This window comes from Ruegeria sp. TM1040, assembly GCF_000014065.1.
Lineage (GTDB): Bacteria > Pseudomonadota > Alphaproteobacteria > Rhodobacterales > Rhodobacteraceae > Epibacterium.
Map to the genome: position 1 here is coordinate 2,432,470 of NC_008044.1, position 14,430 is coordinate 2,446,899.

Here is a 14,430-nt window from a genome sequence, read left to right on the forward strand (position 1 = left end):
GACGTGTCCTCAACGGTTCGGTCTGCCGTGCGCTCACGGCGATAAAGGGATGTGGCGACAGGCAGAGCTGCGCCGGATCAGTTGCTTTGCGGCCGCTTGGGGCATTCCTCGCCCACGATGGTGCCGTCATAGGCCTTCTCGCCACAGTTGTTCAGTTCGTGCCAGACGTAGCCTCGGCCATCCTCGGTGACAGCCACGATACGATCGACACCAAATTCGATGTTCTTTTCAGAGATAAACGCCCGCGCGCGCCCGTCCTTGAGGGCCGCGCCGATGGCGGCAGCGTCAAAGCAGTCGAACCACTCCGGCGCATTGCGCGGATCGCGCGCCTCGGAAAGCTCATAGAGCTGCGCCAGCTCGGCGGGTTTCAGAGGCGTTGCAAAACAGGCGCGGTAGCGAATGGGCGAGCTGTCCGCGTCGATGGCCTTAAAATCGCTATAGGCGATGGCCTGCGGCGCCTCGCCCCCGATAGGCATGAGCACCACATCGCGACCGGGCTCTGCGACAACCTCGTCGTAAAAGCCGTAGACTTGCAGATAATACATCGCGATCCCGGCCACGAGGCCAGAGACGATGAGGATGATCGACAGGATCTTGCCGGTCATGTCAGATGCTCCTTTGCGCGGCTCAGGCGGCTGTTTCGCCTGCGGTCTCTTCGGTGTGACCTCCCGCCTCGGTCAGCACAAAGGCATCGGCGCATTGCTTTGCCAGTGCGCGGACACGGCCGATATAGGCCTGACGTTCCGTCACGGAGATCACGCCGCGCGCGTCCAAGAGGTTGAACACATGGCTGGCCTTGATGCACTGATCATAGGCGGGATGCGCCATGATGATGCGCTTGCCGGTCTTGGGGTCGGTATGCTCTTGCGCGAGGATCGCGGCGCATTCGGTCTCGGCCTCCTCAAAGTGGCGCAACAGCACCTCGGTGTTGGCCACGTCAAAGTTCCAGCGCGCATATTCTTCTTCGGTCTGCTTGAAGATGTCGCCATAGCTCAAGGGCTGCGGCGATTGCGGATCGTTGAACGGCATGTCCATGACATGATCCACGCCGAGGATATACATCGCCAGACGTTCCAGACCATAGGTCAGCTCGCCCGAAACCGGGTGACAGTCATGGCCGCCAACCTGCTGGAAATAGGTGAACTGCGAGACTTCCATGCCATCGCACCAGACTTCCCAGCCCAGCCCCCAGGCGCCGAGGGTCGGGCTTTCCCAGTCATCCTCGACAAAGCGGATGTCATGGAGATCCATGTCGACGCCGATCGCCTCGAGCGAGCCAAGATAGAGCTCCTGCAGATCCGGCGGGCTCGGTTTGATCAGCACCTGATACTGGTAGTAATGCTGCAATCGGTTGGGGTTTTCCCCATAGCGCCCGTCCGTGGGGCGACGCGACGGTTGCACATAGGCCGCGGCCCATGGCTTGGAGCCCAGTGAGCGCAGGGTGGTCGCCGGATGAAACGTGCCCGCACCCACTTCCATGTCGTAAGGTTGCAGGATGGCGCAGCCCTTGGAGGCCCAATAGGTCTGCAAACGCAGGATGATCTCCTGAAACGAACGCGGGGCTGTGGTCTGGGTCATGTCTCTTCCCCTCTAGGGCATCGGCGCGCCCGCCGCATGCGTGCCTCTCAAGGCCCGCACCGGCGGTGCAGTGTTCGAACGTCTTCCTATGCAAGCCCCCCGGCGGGGTCAACGGCCCCGTGCGCCAGAACCCCGCGCACGCGTCTCAACAGGGGGAAAATTCGCGCCAATGTGTCGAGAATGAGAAACAGATGCCATTTCCGGGCTCATGTGCGAAATCTCGCCGTTTCCTTTTGGGGCGCAAAATGGTTACCTGCGCGGCGACAAAATTCATTTCGTTGTACAGAGGATGAGCAATGAAGAACCTATTTGCCTCGGTGTTGTGGGCAGTGATCCTGTGCTTGAGTGCGCTATCGGGCGCCTCGCAGGCGCAGCAATCCAGTGCCGGAGGCGTCTGGATTCAGGTGGCCGCGCGCCCGTCGCTGCAACAGGCACAGGAAGAGGCGCGCAATTTCGCGGCCCGCCTGCCCGATGTGTCGGGCTATGCCTTGGGCGGCGGCTGGTATGGCATCGTGATTGGCCCCTATGCTCGCCCCGATGCCGAGCAGGTGTTGCGGGTCTATCGCGCTGAGGGCCAGATCCCGCGCGACAGCTTCATCACCTTCTCAAGCAATCTGCGCAGCCGGTTTTACCCCGTTGGAGCGGACGCCGACACAGGCACCACCGCCCCTGCGCCGCTGACCACCTCCGATGCCGAGACCGCGCCGCCAGAGCCAGCGGAGGACGCCACGTCTGAGGTGACGCCCGAGGTGGTCGTGGTGGATGAGACCCCCGCCGAAGCGCGCCAGAGCGAACGCGCCCTCACACGCGAAGAACGCATGGATCTGCAAATCGCGCTGAAGGCGGCAGGGTTCTACACCTCCGGCATCGACGGTGCCTTTGGCCGCGGCACGCGCGCCTCCATGTCTGACTGGCAGGTGGCACGCGGGTATGAGCCGACCGGCGTTCTGACCACTGCCCAGCGCCAGGCCCTGATGGACGAGTATAACGCGCCGCTGATTTCCACCGGCATGGCGTCTTATACTGACGAGCGCGCGGGCATCCGCATGGATCTGCCCTTGGGCGAAGTGGCCTTCAGCCGTTATGAGCCGCCTTTTGCGCATTTTGACACGGCCGGAGATCTCGGCGCTCGGGTTCTGCTGATTTCGCAGCCCGGCGACCGCCGCACGCTCTATGGTCTCTATGACATCATGCAGACGCTGGAGATTGTGCCGCTCGAGGGACCACGCGAACGCAGCGGCGACCGCTTCACGCTCGAAGGCCGCAACAGCGACATCGTCTCTTATACCGAGGCCCGCCTCGACAATGGCGAGATCAAAGGCTTCACGCTGGTCTGGCCCGCAGGGGACGAGGCGCGCCGCGCCCGCGTTCTTTCGGCCATGCAAGAGAGCTTTACCCGTCTGGAGAACGTGCTCGATCCGGCGGCCGGCATGGATGATGCGCAGTCCATCGACCTTGTGTCGGGGCTGGAGATCCGCAAACCGCGCCTGTCGCGCTCGGGTTTCTTTGTGTCGGGCGACGGTGTGGTTGTGACCACCGCCGATGTGGTGAACGGCTGCGGCAGCGTCACAGTAGACCGCGATGTGAAGGCCGAGGTGCTGTTGCGCGATAGCGAGGCAGGCATTGCAGTGCTGAAACCTTCCGAGGCACTGGCCCCGATGGCGACTGCGCCGCTTGCGGCCAACACGCCGCGCCTGCGCAGCGCGCTTGCCGTGTCGGGCTACTCCTACGGCGGAATCCTTGGCGCACCAAGCCTCACATGGGGCGCGCTCAGCGATCTCAAGGGGCTGCAAGGCGAAAGCCATCTGGCGCGTCTGGACCTGACCGCCCAGCCCGGTGATGCGGGCGGGCCGCTTCTTGGCAAGGATGGCACCGTGCATGGCATGCTGCTGCCGGAGGCCACCAATGGCCCCACCCTGCCCGAGGGCGTGCGCTTTGCCCTAAAGGGCGAGGTCATCCGCATGGCGCTCGAACAGGCTGGCGTGGGCTTGCCCGCGACCGAGGCCGCCGCCACCGGCGAGCTGCCCATCTCGATCCTGCAAAAAGAGGCCACTGGCCTCACCACGCTGGTCAGCTGCTGGGAGTAAACCCTTCCGAGCCCATGACTGCCTCAGACAAAAGGCTCCCGAAGTGATCTTCGGGAGCCCTTTTTATTGGAACGATGGGGCGTCCGCGCGACAGCGTCTGGCGCTCTTAGCCCTCGATCTCGGTGATCATATCCACGCGGGTGCCGTGGCGGCCGCCCTCGAACTCGGTCTTGAGAAACGCATCGACGATCTCAAGCGCCAGCCCCTCACCCACGACGCGCGCGCCGATCGACAGCATGTTGGCGTCGTTATGCGCGCGGATCATCTGCGCCGAGAACGTATCCGAACACACGCCGCAGCGGATGCCCTTCACCTTGTTGGCGGCCATCATGATGCCCTGACCAGTGCCACACAGGAGGATGCCCAGATCGCTCTCGCCCGCAGCCACATGGCGCGCGGCCGCTTCACCGTGCTTGGGATAATGGGTGCTCTCGGGGGTGGTCGGACCGAGATCGGTCACGGTGTATCCCAAAGCCTCGATGTGCTTGGCGATGGTTCGGCGCAGCGCGATGGCGGCGTGGTCACTGGAAAGAACGATACGTTTGCTGGCAGTCATGATGCGGTCATCCCGTTTTCCGGGCCGGATCAGCGGGCCGGAGGTGGTGGTTCAGATGGGGTTCGCCCCGCACATAGCCCGGATTTGCCGCGATGGCAAAGACCCAGCGCTCTCGACCGGCAGCCCTAGTAGGCGTGAACCTGACCATCCCAGGTGTGAAAACATCCCGTCGTGTCCAGCGACAGCACGTCAAATTCGTTGATCAACCCCAGCGCGCTTTCCTCGACGGTGATGTCACCGTCCTGACCCCCCATATCAGTGCGCACCCATCCGGGATGATAGATCCCCACGGCAATGCCTTCAGGCTTGAGGTCGGTGGCCAGGTTACGCCCGATGTTGAGCGCCGCCGCCTTGGACGCGCGATAGGCATAGGAGCCTCCCGGCGCGCGCGCGTGGCTGGCCATCTGCGAAGAGATGATCGCGATCTTGGGCTCGTCGGCCAGCTTGAGATTGGGCAGCATCGCCTGCACGGTCAGGAACACGCCCGTGACGTTCACCGCCAGCGATTTTGCCCAAACCTCTGCCGTATAGTCCTTGAGCGCCATGGATTTATCGAGATAAACCCCCGCGTTGCAGATCAAGAGATCCACCGGGTCGCCTTTGATCTGTGCCGCAAAGCGCGCCTGCTGGCCCGGATCGCTCACATCAAGGCGCGTGCCCGAGGAATGATCGCGCGAGGTGCCCGTCACCCGGTCCCCGCGCTCCGACAGCCTTGTCTTCAACTCGCGCCCGATACCGCGGCTGCTGCCTGTCACGACCACATGCATTGGCGGTCTCCTTTTGCCTGCTCTGCCTCATTTGGCCTGCGCCCTTCCTTTTGGAGCGCGAGGCCTGCGTCTAGTTGGTCTTGCGCGTGGGCGCAAAGGGCAGCGGCACCACCGGCACCCCCTCCTCGATCAGGGCCTTGGCCTCCTCGGGCTTGGCCTCTCCGTGGATGGAGCGCGCAGGCGCATCGCCCAGATGCATGTCGCGCGCCTCTTTCACAAAATCCTTGCCCACATAATCTGAATTGGCTTCCACCTGCTTCTTGAGCTCAGCAATCGCCGCTTCCAGCTCGTTTGACGGTGCCGCAAGCGATGTGGGCGCGGGCGCCGCAGGCGCGGTCTGGGCCGGCAGATTCTGAGAGGGAACGTTTCCGGCGGACGGCGTCGCCACGGCTTCGCCGGCCGGGGCGCTCGCGGCCTTGCGGCCGGGGCGCACCCGCGGCGCCATCAAAGCCTTCTCCACCTCGGTGGAGCCGCAAAGCGTGCAGGCCACCATGCCCGCACCGCGCAGTTTCTCGTAGGCAGCCGCCGATTGAAACCAGCTCTCAAAGCCATGCCCTTCGGCGCATTTCAGTGCGTAACGTATCATGTCCAGTCTCGTGCTCGGGAGCCGCGATTAAATACGGTTGAGCGGGGTTTGCAAGGGCTGCCGTTGTGTTCGGAGCCTGCCTCACTGTCCCATCGCCCCATCAGCCGGCACACGATCAAAGATGCAGTCAATGAGGGTCGGCACGCCACGCGTGATCCACCTAGGCTGTCTTGAGGGTATCGGCCAATGGTTAACAGCTCATTTACCATGATTTCAGCGCGCCTTTCCTGAAGTTCCGCCCCATGACGCGTGACGCCCCCCGTCAGTGACGCCTTCAAGTCAACAGCCGCTGCTGCAACCTCTCGACCATCTGCGGATAGGGTGTATCTGCCTCCAGCGCGAGACGACGCAGCGCAAAATGCACATGCGCCATTTCCTGATAGTAGCCCGAATAGACGTAATTGACACTGCCCCCCGCGACCGCACCCAGCACCGGCACCATCTGCGCTGCAAGTTTCGGGCCAAGCGCGACCGCGAGACGCGGGGCGACAACGGCGATCAACTGCGACAGGCTCGCCCCCGAGAGCCCAAGACGCAGGGTCAAGAACCCGGTGTCGGCCCCATCATCATGCGCCATGGGGCCTGCGGCGGCAAACACCTCGACCGCGTCAAAGCGCACGCTTTTGGCATTCGGGTCAAAGCCATAGTCCTGCGCGACACCCTGAATGCTGCGCATCAGAAAGGTAGTTGTAGCGGGCAGTTCCACCAGCGCGCCCGGCAGGCCCGCCGCGCCGCCCACCATCCCCATGGTGGTGCTGACCCAACGGTTGGTTCTTGCAGGCTGATCCGGCACCACGCGGCGACTGAGCGCGGCGCCGCGCACCGACAGGTGCAGCGCCTGCAATACCGCGGCCTCGATCGCGCCCTGCACGGGTGCGGGAAGGCGGCGCATCAAATCCTCGCCCTGACCGCCCAGCGCATTCAAAAGCCGCATGCCAAAGCTGCCAGCCGCGCGGTATCGCACGGCAATGGCATCAAGCTCCGCATCGACATCGCGCAGGGACAGGCTCCGCGCGCTTGGCTCCAGAATCTCACCCGGCAATTCGCCCATGCATGACCTCATCTCTGTTGCTTCTTTGTATGAGATCAGGAGTCCGCGCTCTGGTTTCAAGACCTATGCCGTCGCAACCGGGGAGACTGTCACCCCTGCGCCGCACCGCTCCAGCGCGTCACCTGCCCGCGCACGCCCCCCCAGGCCCCCGGGTTGAGTGCGAGTCCCAGTACACGTTCGGGATTGGTGGGCGGTGGCATTTCAACACCGTCCAAGCGCTCAAACCCAAATCGCTGATAATAGGGCGCATCCCCCACAAGGATCACCCGTTGCCAATGGCTGTCTTCCGCTTTCCACAGACTGTCGCGGATGAGTGCGGCACCAATGCCCTCGCCCTGTCGCGTCGGGTGCACCGCCACCGGACCCAACAACAGCGCGTCCTGCGTGCCCACGTGAACGGGCCAGAACCGGATTGCGCCCGCCAGAATACCATCACTGTCGCGTGCAACCTGGCTGAGCCTCTGTACCGGCGCCACCCCATCCCGCAGCCGATAGGAGGACAAAGCCGTCCGCCCCGGTGCAAAACACAGGTCGTAAAGGGCTTCGACTTCCCAGGAATCCTCTGGCGTCTCTGGCGCGATGGTGATCACGAGTCTTTGGCTCCAACGGCTGCGCCTTGTGACCAGAGCCAACGCGACGCGGGGGTGGATTTCGCCCTAGCACGAGCGTAAGTCTGGGGCAAACACTTGGAGACATAGAATGTTCTACCGCCCCGAGGATGGCCACGGCCTGCCCCACAATCCGTTCAACGCCGTTGTGACCCCCCGCCCGATCGGCTGGATCTCCACCCGCTCCGGCGCGGGCGTCAACAATCTGGCACCCTATTCCTTTTTCAATGCGGTTGCCTATGTACCGCCGCAGGTGATGTTTGCCTCGACCTCGACCAAGGACGATCAGGACGGCACCAAGGATTCCATCGCCAACATCCGCGAAACCGGCGTGTTCTGCGTCAATGTGGTCGAATACGCCATGCGCGATGCGATGAACAAAACCTCTGCCGCACTCGACAAAGGCATCGACGAATTCGCCCATGCCGGTCTTGAGGCCGTCCCGTGCGAAACCATCGACTGCGCCCGCGTTGCTGGCGTGCCTGCTGCGCTGGAATGTCGTCTTACCCAGATCGTCGATCTTCCCGGTGAGGCCAACAAAGTTGCCTTTGGCGAGGTGGTCGGCGTGCACTTGCGCGATGATTGCCTTGTGGATGGGGTTTTTGACGTGACACGGTATCAACCGCTCTCGCGCCTTGGCTATCGTGACTATGCCAAGGTCAGCGATCCGTTCTCCCTCTCGCGCCCGGACGACTGACATGCCGCTGCCAGACCCCAGACTGCGCCATCCGATTGTGCTGCCGGACGGGACTCCGCATGCCGGGACCGTGCTGTTGGCGCGTGTGGTGGAGAACCCGAATTTCATTGTCGGGGACTACACCTATGCATCGGATTTCGAGCCACCACGCGACTGGGGCAGCCACCTCGCACCCTATCTGTTTGCGGGCGCGCGCGAGCAGCTCAAGATCGGTCGGTTTTGTCAAATCGCGCATGGGGTGAAGTTCATCACCGCCTCTGCCAACCACGCGCAAGAGGGCCTCAGCTGCTATCCGTTTCCGGTGTTTGATCCCGCGCAGATGGCCGGGTTTCAACCCGACACCCGCGACACGGTGATCGGCAATGATGTCTGGATCGGCTACGGCACGCTGATCCTGCCCGGCGCGCGCATCGGCGACGGCGCCATCATCGGCGCGGGTGCCGTGGTGCGCGGCACCGTGCCGCCCTATGCGATCATGACCGGCAATCCTGCCAGCATCGCCCGCCACCGTTTCTCCAAACCTCAGATCGCCCGGCTTCTGGCGCTGAAATGGTGGGACTGGCCCGCTGATCTGATCCTGCGCGCCGAGCCTGCGATCACCTCGGGCGATCTTGACATGCTCGAAGCGCTCGCCCCCGACTGACGGCGCCGGGCCGAGCCCTGCCAGCACCCAGCTGACAATGCATATAAAAAAGCCGCGGTCCCTTTGGGGACCGCGACCGTTTTGAGACCTCTGTAGGGGCTTTAGTGACCGCCCAGAACCCCGGTTTTGACCGAGTAGTCCACCGCGAGGCCATATTCCGGATCATCGTCGCTATCGACCATCAGATGCCCGGCCTTGGACAGGAGCTCGTGACAATCGCGGCTCAGGTGACGCAGTTGCAGCGCCTTGCCAGCGGCCTCGTATTTTCCGGCCACAGCCTCGATGGCCTGCAGCGCCGACTGATCCACAACCCGCGAGGCCGCAAAGTCCACGATCACCACGTCGGGATCGTTTTCTACGTCAAAGAGCTCGATGAACCCGTCGGTCGAGCCAAAGAACAGCGGCCCCTGGATCTCATAGACCTTGGCGCCTTTCTCGCTCACGCTGTCGCGGGTGATCGCGTGAATGCGCCGCGCGTTGTTCCACGCGTAGGCCAGCGCCGACACGATGACCCCGACCACAACAGCGATCGCAAGGTCGGTCATCACCGTGACCACGGTCACCAGCACGATCACAAAGGCATCCGTCAGCGGTACCTTGGTCATGATCTTGAAGCTGTTCCACGCAAATGTCCCGATCACCACCATGAACATCACGCCCACGAGCGCTGCCAGCGGGATCTGTTCAATCAGCGGAGAGGCCGCCACGATGAACAGCAACAGAAACAGGGCTGCCGCAATCGCCGCGATCCGCGTGCGCCCGCCCGAATTCACGTTGATCATCGACTGACCAATCATCGCACAACCGCCCATGCCGCCAAAGAAACCGGTAACAATATTCGATGTCCCCTGCGCGATGCACTCCTGGCTCGCGCCGCCCCGCTTGCCGGTGATTTCGCCCACAAGGTTCAGGGTCAAAAGACTCTCGATGAGGCCAATCGCCGCCAGGATGACCGCATAGGGCAGGATGATCTGCAGCGTTTCCATGTTGAACGGCACCATCGGCACGTGAAAGCTTGGCAAGCCCCCCTCGATGGACGCCATGTCGCCCACGCGCGGCACATCAAGACCAAAGGCGATCACGATGATCGCTGTAATCCCGATCCCCGCCAGCGGCGCCGGGATCACCTTGGTCAGCTTGGGCATGCCCCAGATGATCACCATGGTCAGCACCACAAGCCCCAGCATCATCAGAAGCTGCGGCCCGGCAAGCCATTCTTCGCCCCCGGTGCCGGGTTGCTTGAACTGCGTAAGCTGCGCTAGGAAAATCACGATCGCCAGACCGTTCACAAAGCCAAGCATCACCGGATGCGGCACCAGTCGGATGAACTTGCCCCAATGCATGACACCGGCGATGACCTGCAGGATGCCCATCAAAACCACGGTGGCAAAGAGATACTCCACCCCGTGCTCGGCCACCAGCGCCACCATCACCACTGCCAGCGCTCCGGTCGCCCCCGAAATCATGCCCGGACGCCCCCCGATGAGCGCCGTGATCAGCCCCACCAGAAAGGCCGCATAGAGCCCCACCAGAGGATGCACCCCAGCCACAAAGGCAAAGGCCACCGCCTCCGGCACCAGCGCCAGGGCCACCGTCAGCCCGGACAACAGCTCGGTGCGCACACGCGCCACCGTAAAACCCTCATCCTGCATGATGGAAAGATTGGGAGGAGAGATATTCTTGGCCAAAAGGCCCAATACGCCGCGTGTCATGACACCAAAACCTGTGAATTCGGGAAGCTTGTTTTGAGCGCCTGTTAGCCTCTCTGCCCGCGTGACACAAGCCAAGGCCTAAAAACAAGGCCTCAAAGCCCGCCCGCTGCCGCATGCGTGGGCAGAAACCCCAGAGAAACGTCAGCCTTCCTGCCCCAATGTTTCGCGTGCGAAACAATAGGTCAGAAGCGCTGTCTACCGTGAACCCTTCTTTAACCCTTGCCCGTCGGTGTGAGGCTCCGCAGACTGCGGGTATTGAAGCAGGAAACTTAGAGCAGCCACATGCATTTTAAAAGCTGGGACGACATTTCCCCGCCGCCAAACGCGGCAGAGCAACAACTCAAAGCCGCCGCCGAGGCTGGCGTATTGTGCGAACTCGGCCCCCGCGATCAAATCCCCGAGGAACCCGCGAACTGGCAAACCCTGACCGCAGCGCAAGAGGCCCGCCACATCCGCGCCGAGGTGCTGCGCCTGATCCTGCTCAATGGGGATGGATGCGACGTCACGAAACGAAGCGTCGCTATGTTTGGCGCTTACATAAGTGGCTCACTCGATCTTACGAATTGCATCATCCCCGGCAACCTGCTCCTGTATAATTGCCCCTTGGAATAGCGCATATTTGCACCCCGATCGAAATGGGCCGGAGACCTGCGGCTGAAAACCTGTGCCTTGCCCGGATTGAAGGCCGGTGGCACCGAGTTTCGTGGGCAAGTGTCTTGCGAGGCCGTAAACTTTAGCTCGCCAGAGGCCGAGGCCCTCAACCTGCAAAGAACTGAAGTGAAGGGCGGCCTCTTCCTCCGAAACACAACACTCAATCGGTCTGCTCACCTCGGCGGCGTCAAAGTCGGCGGGCAGATGTCCTGTAAGGGTACGACTTTCAACACACCAAAAGGAATGGCCCTCACCCTACGAGATGCCGAAATCACCGGCGGTCTTTACCTCAGCAACATCACTCAAATCCGGGGCATTCTTGATTTGAGCGATGCCAAAACCTCTATTCTCGTCGACAATCCCCACAGCTATCCGCCGACTGGCGCGCTGATCTTGGATGGCTTCACCTATGACCGGATCATTGGATCAACCGACTCGAAGACGCGGCTCGAATGGCTCGCCAAAGGTGACCGCTGGAACGGAGAGTTCTTCCCCCAGCCTTACAAACAGCTCGCCAAGACCCTGCATGACATGGGGCACGAGGCTGACGCGAGGCAGGTCCGCATCACGCTCGCATGCAAGCTACGCCAAGAAGCTCGCGCCAAACTGCGTATCACCCCGAATGGTGACCTGAGTACCGGCCTGCATAGCATCTGGCGCGATATTCTGCGCCTCTGCCTTGGCGGAAAGGACAGCATCTCTCTGCTGCTCACCGCCCATGGCTACAAACCGCAGCGCAGCCTCTATGCGCTCATTCTGCTGTTCGCGGCCGCAACCTTTCCCGCGCAATGGGCCTGGGACGAAGGCAGCTTTGCCCCCAATTCAGGCCCCATTCTGCTCTCCGAAGGCTGGCAAGAGCTGGCGCGGGATGACGACATCCAAAACCCCGCCGCCGAATGGGCGAACCGCAACGCCATCCCCGGCAAGGACTGGGAGACATTCAACCGATACGCCTATGCCGCTGATGTCGTGATCCCCATCGTCGAATTTGGCCAGACCGAGGCCTGGGCCCCTTCCACCGAACGCGGACCTTGGGGGTATCACCTCTGGTGGCTGCGCTGGGGTTTCACCACCCTGGGCTGGATCGTCACCGCGCTGGGGGCTGCTGCCCTCACCGGCCTTATCCGGCGTGACTGATCCTTCATCTTTTTCAAAATACCTCCGCCGGAGGCATCCCATGCTTGCCAAGCCGCGCCCTGCTCGGCCATAGGTCAAAAAAGACCCGCAGGAGGGACCCCCATGACAGAGACATTGATTGCCGTGATCGGCGGCTCCGGCATTTACGAGATCGACGGGCTGGAAGGCGCCGCGTGGACCACCGTCGAAACCCCTTGGGGCACGCCCTCGGACCAGATCCTCACCGGGCGGCTTGAGGGTGTCAAAATGGCGTTCCTGCCGCGCCATGGCCGGGGTCATGTGCATGCCCCAAGCGATGTGCCCTACCGGGCCAATATCGACGCCCTGAAACGTCTCGGGGCCACGGATGTGATCTCCGTCTCTGCCTGCGGCTCCTTTCGCGAGCACATGGCGCCCGGCGATTTTGTCATCGTGGATCAGTTCATCGACCGCACGTTTGCGCGCGCCAAGAGCTTCTTTTCCTCGGGCTGCGTGGCGCATGTGGCGCTGGCGCATCCGACCTGCCCACGTCTGAGCGATGCGGTCGAAGCCGCCGCAGGCGCAGCCGGGATCAACACACATCGTGGCGGCACCTATCTGGCGATGGAGGGGCCGCAGTTTTCCACGCTTGCGGAATCCAAGATGTACCGCGAGCACTGGGGCGCGGATGTGATCGGCATGACCAATATGCCAGAGGCAAAACTCGCCCGTGAGGCCGAGCTCTGCTATGCCTCCGTGGCCATGGTCACCGATTACGACAGCTGGCACCCCGACCACGGCGAGGTGGATGTGACCGCCGTCATCGCCACCCTCAAAGGCAACTCTGAAAAAGGGCGCGCCTTGATCAAGGGCCTGCCCGCACGTCTGGGCGCAGAGCGCGCGCCCTGCCCCCATGGCTGTGACCGCGCGCTGGAGTATGCCATCATGACCGCGCCCGAAAAACGGGACCCGGCGCTTTTGGCCAAGCTGGATGCCGTCGCAGGACGCGTGCTCTGAGGCAGATGACACTTGCATGACCGCCCCGCTTCGGCCACACCGCTAGGGTTTGGGCGCGGCGGACTTCATTACCACTGCGCCCGCCATCGCGAAGCCAGATCAGGGATCACAGCCCCATGAGCACCTCCAAAACCGTCAAGGACTACATCCGCACCATCGTCGATTTCCCCCATGAGGGGATCATGTTCCGCGATGTGACCACATTGTTTGCCGACCCGCGCGGGTTTCGCATGGCCGTGGACCAGATGCTGCACCCCTATGCGGGCCAGCGCATCGACAAGGTCGTGGGGCTTGAGGCGCGGGGGTTCATCCTTGGCGGCGCCATCGCGCATCAACTGGGCACTGGGTTTGTGCCTGTGCGCAAAAAGGGCAAACTGCCCGGCGCCACGATTTCGCAGGAATACAAGCTCGAATACGGCGAGGCGGTGGTGGAGCTTCACAAGGATGCCATCCAACCGGGTGAAAAGATCCTCGTGGTGGATGATCTTCTGGCCACCGGCGGCACCGCGGGTGCGGGCATCAAACTGATCGAAAAACTCGGCGGAGAGATCATCTCCTGCTCTTTCATCATCGACCTGCCGGAACTTGGCGGGCGCAAGCATCTCCAAAGCCTTGGCATGGACGTGCATGTTCTGTGCGAATTCGAGGGGCTCTGAGCGTTTTTTTTCGCCGGGATCAGTCACGACGGATCACAGCTGCTCACGCAGGCGTGACTGGATTTTGGAAAAGCTCCCGGCTTAGGGAGCTTTTTTCATGTGTCAAACGCCCATCGGCATAGATCCGCCTCATCCAAACGCGCAGCTGCTTCGTTGTCTTTCACAGATGTCGCCGACGCGGCGTCCAATGTGACAGAGACAAGAGGAGTATCTCATGATCCGTAAGTTTGCACTCAGCACCATCGCCAGCCTTGCCGTTGCCACCGCCGCTTTTGCGGACGGTCATTCCAAAGACATCGTCGACATTGCCTCGGGCAACGACAACTTCGACACGTTGGTCGCGGCTGTGTCTGCTGCTGATCTGGTGGACACGCTCAAGAGCGAAGGCCCTTTCACCGTCTTTGCCCCGACCGACGCAGCATTTGAAGCACTGCCCGAAGGCACGGTTGAGACTCTCCTGAAGCCCGAAAACAAGGATCAGCTGATCGCGATCCTCACCTACCACGTTGTGCCGGGCAAGGTGATGTCCTCCGACCTGACCGACGGTATGAAGGCGGCCACCGTGCAGGGCTCTGAAATCACCATCGATCTCGACAATGGCGCGATGGTCGATGAGGCCTCCGTGGTGCAGGCAGACATCGAGGCCGAGAACGGCGTGATCCATGTGATCGACAAAGTGATCATGCCAGGCAGCTAAGTGAGCAGTTCGCGCCCATTAGGCGTGGC

General features: G+C 62.2%; 16 protein-coding genes. 8 read left to right on the forward strand and 8 right to left on the reverse strand.

The genetic code is table 11. The annotated features are described in order from the left end of the window. Positions 1-77 precede the first annotated feature (77 nt). Both TM1040_RS15975 and TM1040_RS15980 read right to left on the reverse strand, forming a co-directional pair. On the reverse strand, positions 78-605 hold the full coding sequence (locus tag TM1040_RS15975) for a DUF6446 family protein (protein ID WP_011539631.1): 528 nt from the start codon (positions 603-605) through the stop codon (positions 78-80). A gap of 22 nt (positions 606-627) precedes the next feature. Next, positions 628-1,578 (reverse strand): glycine--tRNA ligase subunit alpha, encoded by a 951-nt coding sequence (locus tag TM1040_RS15980; RefSeq protein WP_011539632.1) that lies wholly within the window; start codon positions 1,576-1,578, stop codon positions 628-630. Positions 1,579-1,874: 296 nt separating this feature from the next. Here TM1040_RS15980 and TM1040_RS15985 point away from each other — a divergent pair, with 296 nt between their 5' ends. After that, complete coding sequence (locus tag TM1040_RS15985) at positions 1,875-3,665, forward strand: trypsin-like peptidase domain-containing protein (protein ID WP_011539633.1); 1,791 nt, start codon at positions 1,875-1,877, stop codon at positions 3,663-3,665. Positions 3,666-3,771: 106 nt separating this feature from the next. Here the strand turns inward: TM1040_RS15985 and rpiB are convergent, their stop codons facing one another. The 5 genes from rpiB to TM1040_RS16010 all read right to left on the reverse strand — a co-directional run bounded on the left by rpiB (position 3,772) and on the right by TM1040_RS16010 (position 7,215). Beyond that, positions 3,772-4,221 carry a ribose 5-phosphate isomerase B gene (gene rpiB, locus TM1040_RS15990; protein WP_011539634.1) on the reverse strand — a complete coding sequence of 150 codons (450 nt, stop codon included), beginning with the start codon at positions 4,219-4,221 and terminating at the stop codon, positions 3,772-3,774. Positions 4,222-4,346: 125 nt separating this feature from the next. Continuing rightward, complete coding sequence (locus TM1040_RS15995; RefSeq protein WP_011539635.1) at positions 4,347-4,988, reverse strand: SDR family oxidoreductase; 642 nt, start codon at positions 4,986-4,988, stop codon at positions 4,347-4,349. A gap of 70 nt (positions 4,989-5,058) precedes the next feature. Then, positions 5,059-5,574: a DUF1178 family protein gene (locus tag TM1040_RS16000; RefSeq protein WP_011539636.1), complete on the reverse strand. Its 516-nt coding sequence runs from the start codon at positions 5,572-5,574 to the stop codon at positions 5,059-5,061. A 274-nt stretch (positions 5,575-5,848) separates the two neighbouring features. Beyond that, positions 5,849-6,625, reverse strand: a complete 777-nt coding sequence (locus tag TM1040_RS16005) for an EcsC family protein (RefSeq protein WP_011539637.1) — start codon at positions 6,623-6,625, stop codon at positions 5,849-5,851. Positions 6,626-6,714: 89 nt separating this feature from the next. Continuing rightward, positions 6,715-7,215, reverse strand: a complete 501-nt coding sequence (locus tag TM1040_RS16010) for a GNAT family N-acetyltransferase (protein ID WP_011539638.1) — start codon at positions 7,213-7,215, stop codon at positions 6,715-6,717. Between the two features lie 109 nt (positions 7,216-7,324). On the opposite strand from TM1040_RS16010, the gene TM1040_RS16015 reads away from it, so the two are divergent. Further along, a complete protein-coding gene (locus TM1040_RS16015) occupies positions 7,325-7,930 on the forward strand; it encodes a flavin reductase family protein (RefSeq protein ID WP_011539639.1) in 606 nt (201 codons plus the stop codon). A 1-nt stretch (position 7,931) separates the two neighbouring features. After that, positions 7,932-8,573 carry a CatB-related O-acetyltransferase gene (locus tag TM1040_RS16020; RefSeq protein ID WP_011539640.1) on the forward strand — a complete coding sequence of 214 codons (642 nt, stop codon included), beginning with the start codon at positions 7,932-7,934 and terminating at the stop codon, positions 8,571-8,573. A 101-nt stretch (positions 8,574-8,674) separates the two neighbouring features. On the opposite strand, the gene TM1040_RS16025 is transcribed toward TM1040_RS16020, so the two are convergent. Further along, positions 8,675-10,285 (reverse strand): SulP family inorganic anion transporter, encoded by a 1,611-nt coding sequence (locus TM1040_RS16025; protein ID WP_011539641.1) that lies wholly within the window; start codon positions 10,283-10,285, stop codon positions 8,675-8,677. 282 nt (positions 10,286-10,567) lie between these two features. Here TM1040_RS16025 and TM1040_RS16030 point away from each other — a divergent pair, with 282 nt between their 5' ends. From TM1040_RS16030 to TM1040_RS16050, 5 genes are all read left to right on the forward strand, one after another. After that, the gene (locus tag TM1040_RS16030; protein ID WP_011539642.1) at positions 10,568-10,897 is read left to right on the forward strand and encodes a hypothetical protein; all 330 of its coding nucleotides are present in this window, start codon (positions 10,568-10,570) and stop codon (positions 10,895-10,897) included. A 282-nt stretch (positions 10,898-11,179) separates the two neighbouring features. Further along, entirely contained in the window at positions 11,180-12,073 is an 894-nt protein-coding gene (locus tag TM1040_RS16035; protein WP_044026875.1) for a hypothetical protein, read from the forward strand. 102 nt (positions 12,074-12,175) lie between these two features. Beyond that, on the forward strand, positions 12,176-13,048 hold the full coding sequence (locus TM1040_RS16040; RefSeq protein ID WP_011539644.1) for an S-methyl-5'-thioadenosine phosphorylase: 873 nt from the start codon (positions 12,176-12,178) through the stop codon (positions 13,046-13,048). A 116-nt stretch (positions 13,049-13,164) separates the two neighbouring features. Continuing rightward, positions 13,165-13,704, forward strand: a complete 540-nt coding sequence (locus TM1040_RS16045; protein ID WP_011539645.1) for an adenine phosphoribosyltransferase — start codon at positions 13,165-13,167, stop codon at positions 13,702-13,704. A 214-nt stretch (positions 13,705-13,918) separates the two neighbouring features. Further along, on the forward strand, positions 13,919-14,401 hold the full coding sequence (locus TM1040_RS16050) for a fasciclin domain-containing protein (protein WP_011539646.1): 483 nt from the start codon (positions 13,919-13,921) through the stop codon (positions 14,399-14,401). Positions 14,402-14,430 lie beyond the last annotated feature (29 nt).

What these genes read in the sequence shown, in the direction of transcription:
- TM1040_RS16025 (WP_011539641.1), bottom strand. Translation starts at nt 10,285, where the DNA reads ATGACACGCGGCGTATTGGGCCTTTTGGCCAAGAATATCTCTCCTCCC.
- TM1040_RS15985 (WP_011539633.1), top strand. Translation starts at nt 1,875, where the DNA reads ATGAAGAACCTATTTGCCTCGGTGTTGTGGGCAGTGATCCTGTGCTTG.
- rpiB (WP_011539634.1), bottom strand. Translation starts at nt 4,221, where the DNA reads ATGACTGCCAGCAAACGTATCGTTCTTTCCAGTGACCACGCCGCCATC.
- TM1040_RS16015 (WP_011539639.1), top strand. Translation starts at nt 7,325, where the DNA reads ATGTTCTACCGCCCCGAGGATGGCCACGGCCTGCCCCACAATCCGTTC.
- TM1040_RS15995 (WP_011539635.1), bottom strand. Translation starts at nt 4,988, where the DNA reads ATGCATGTGGTCGTGACAGGCAGCAGCCGCGGTATCGGGCGCGAGTTG.
- TM1040_RS16005 (WP_011539637.1), bottom strand. Translation starts at nt 6,625, where the DNA reads ATGGGCGAATTGCCGGGTGAGATTCTGGAGCCAAGCGCGCGGAGCCTG.
- TM1040_RS16040 (WP_011539644.1), top strand. Translation starts at nt 12,176, where the DNA reads ATGACAGAGACATTGATTGCCGTGATCGGCGGCTCCGGCATTTACGAG.
- TM1040_RS16030 (WP_011539642.1), top strand. Translation starts at nt 10,568, where the DNA reads ATGCATTTTAAAAGCTGGGACGACATTTCCCCGCCGCCAAACGCGGCA.
- TM1040_RS16035 (WP_044026875.1), top strand. Translation starts at nt 11,180, where the DNA reads ATGGCCCTCACCCTACGAGATGCCGAAATCACCGGCGGTCTTTACCTC.
- TM1040_RS15975 (WP_011539631.1), bottom strand. Translation starts at nt 605, where the DNA reads ATGACCGGCAAGATCCTGTCGATCATCCTCATCGTCTCTGGCCTCGTG.
- TM1040_RS16000 (WP_011539636.1), bottom strand. Translation starts at nt 5,574, where the DNA reads ATGATACGTTACGCACTGAAATGCGCCGAAGGGCATGGCTTTGAGAGC.
- TM1040_RS15980 (WP_011539632.1), bottom strand. Translation starts at nt 1,578, where the DNA reads ATGACCCAGACCACAGCCCCGCGTTCGTTTCAGGAGATCATCCTGCGT.
- TM1040_RS16020 (WP_011539640.1), top strand. Translation starts at nt 7,932, where the DNA reads ATGCCGCTGCCAGACCCCAGACTGCGCCATCCGATTGTGCTGCCGGAC.
- TM1040_RS16050 (WP_011539646.1), top strand. Translation starts at nt 13,919, where the DNA reads ATGATCCGTAAGTTTGCACTCAGCACCATCGCCAGCCTTGCCGTTGCC.
- TM1040_RS16045 (WP_011539645.1), top strand. Translation starts at nt 13,165, where the DNA reads ATGAGCACCTCCAAAACCGTCAAGGACTACATCCGCACCATCGTCGAT.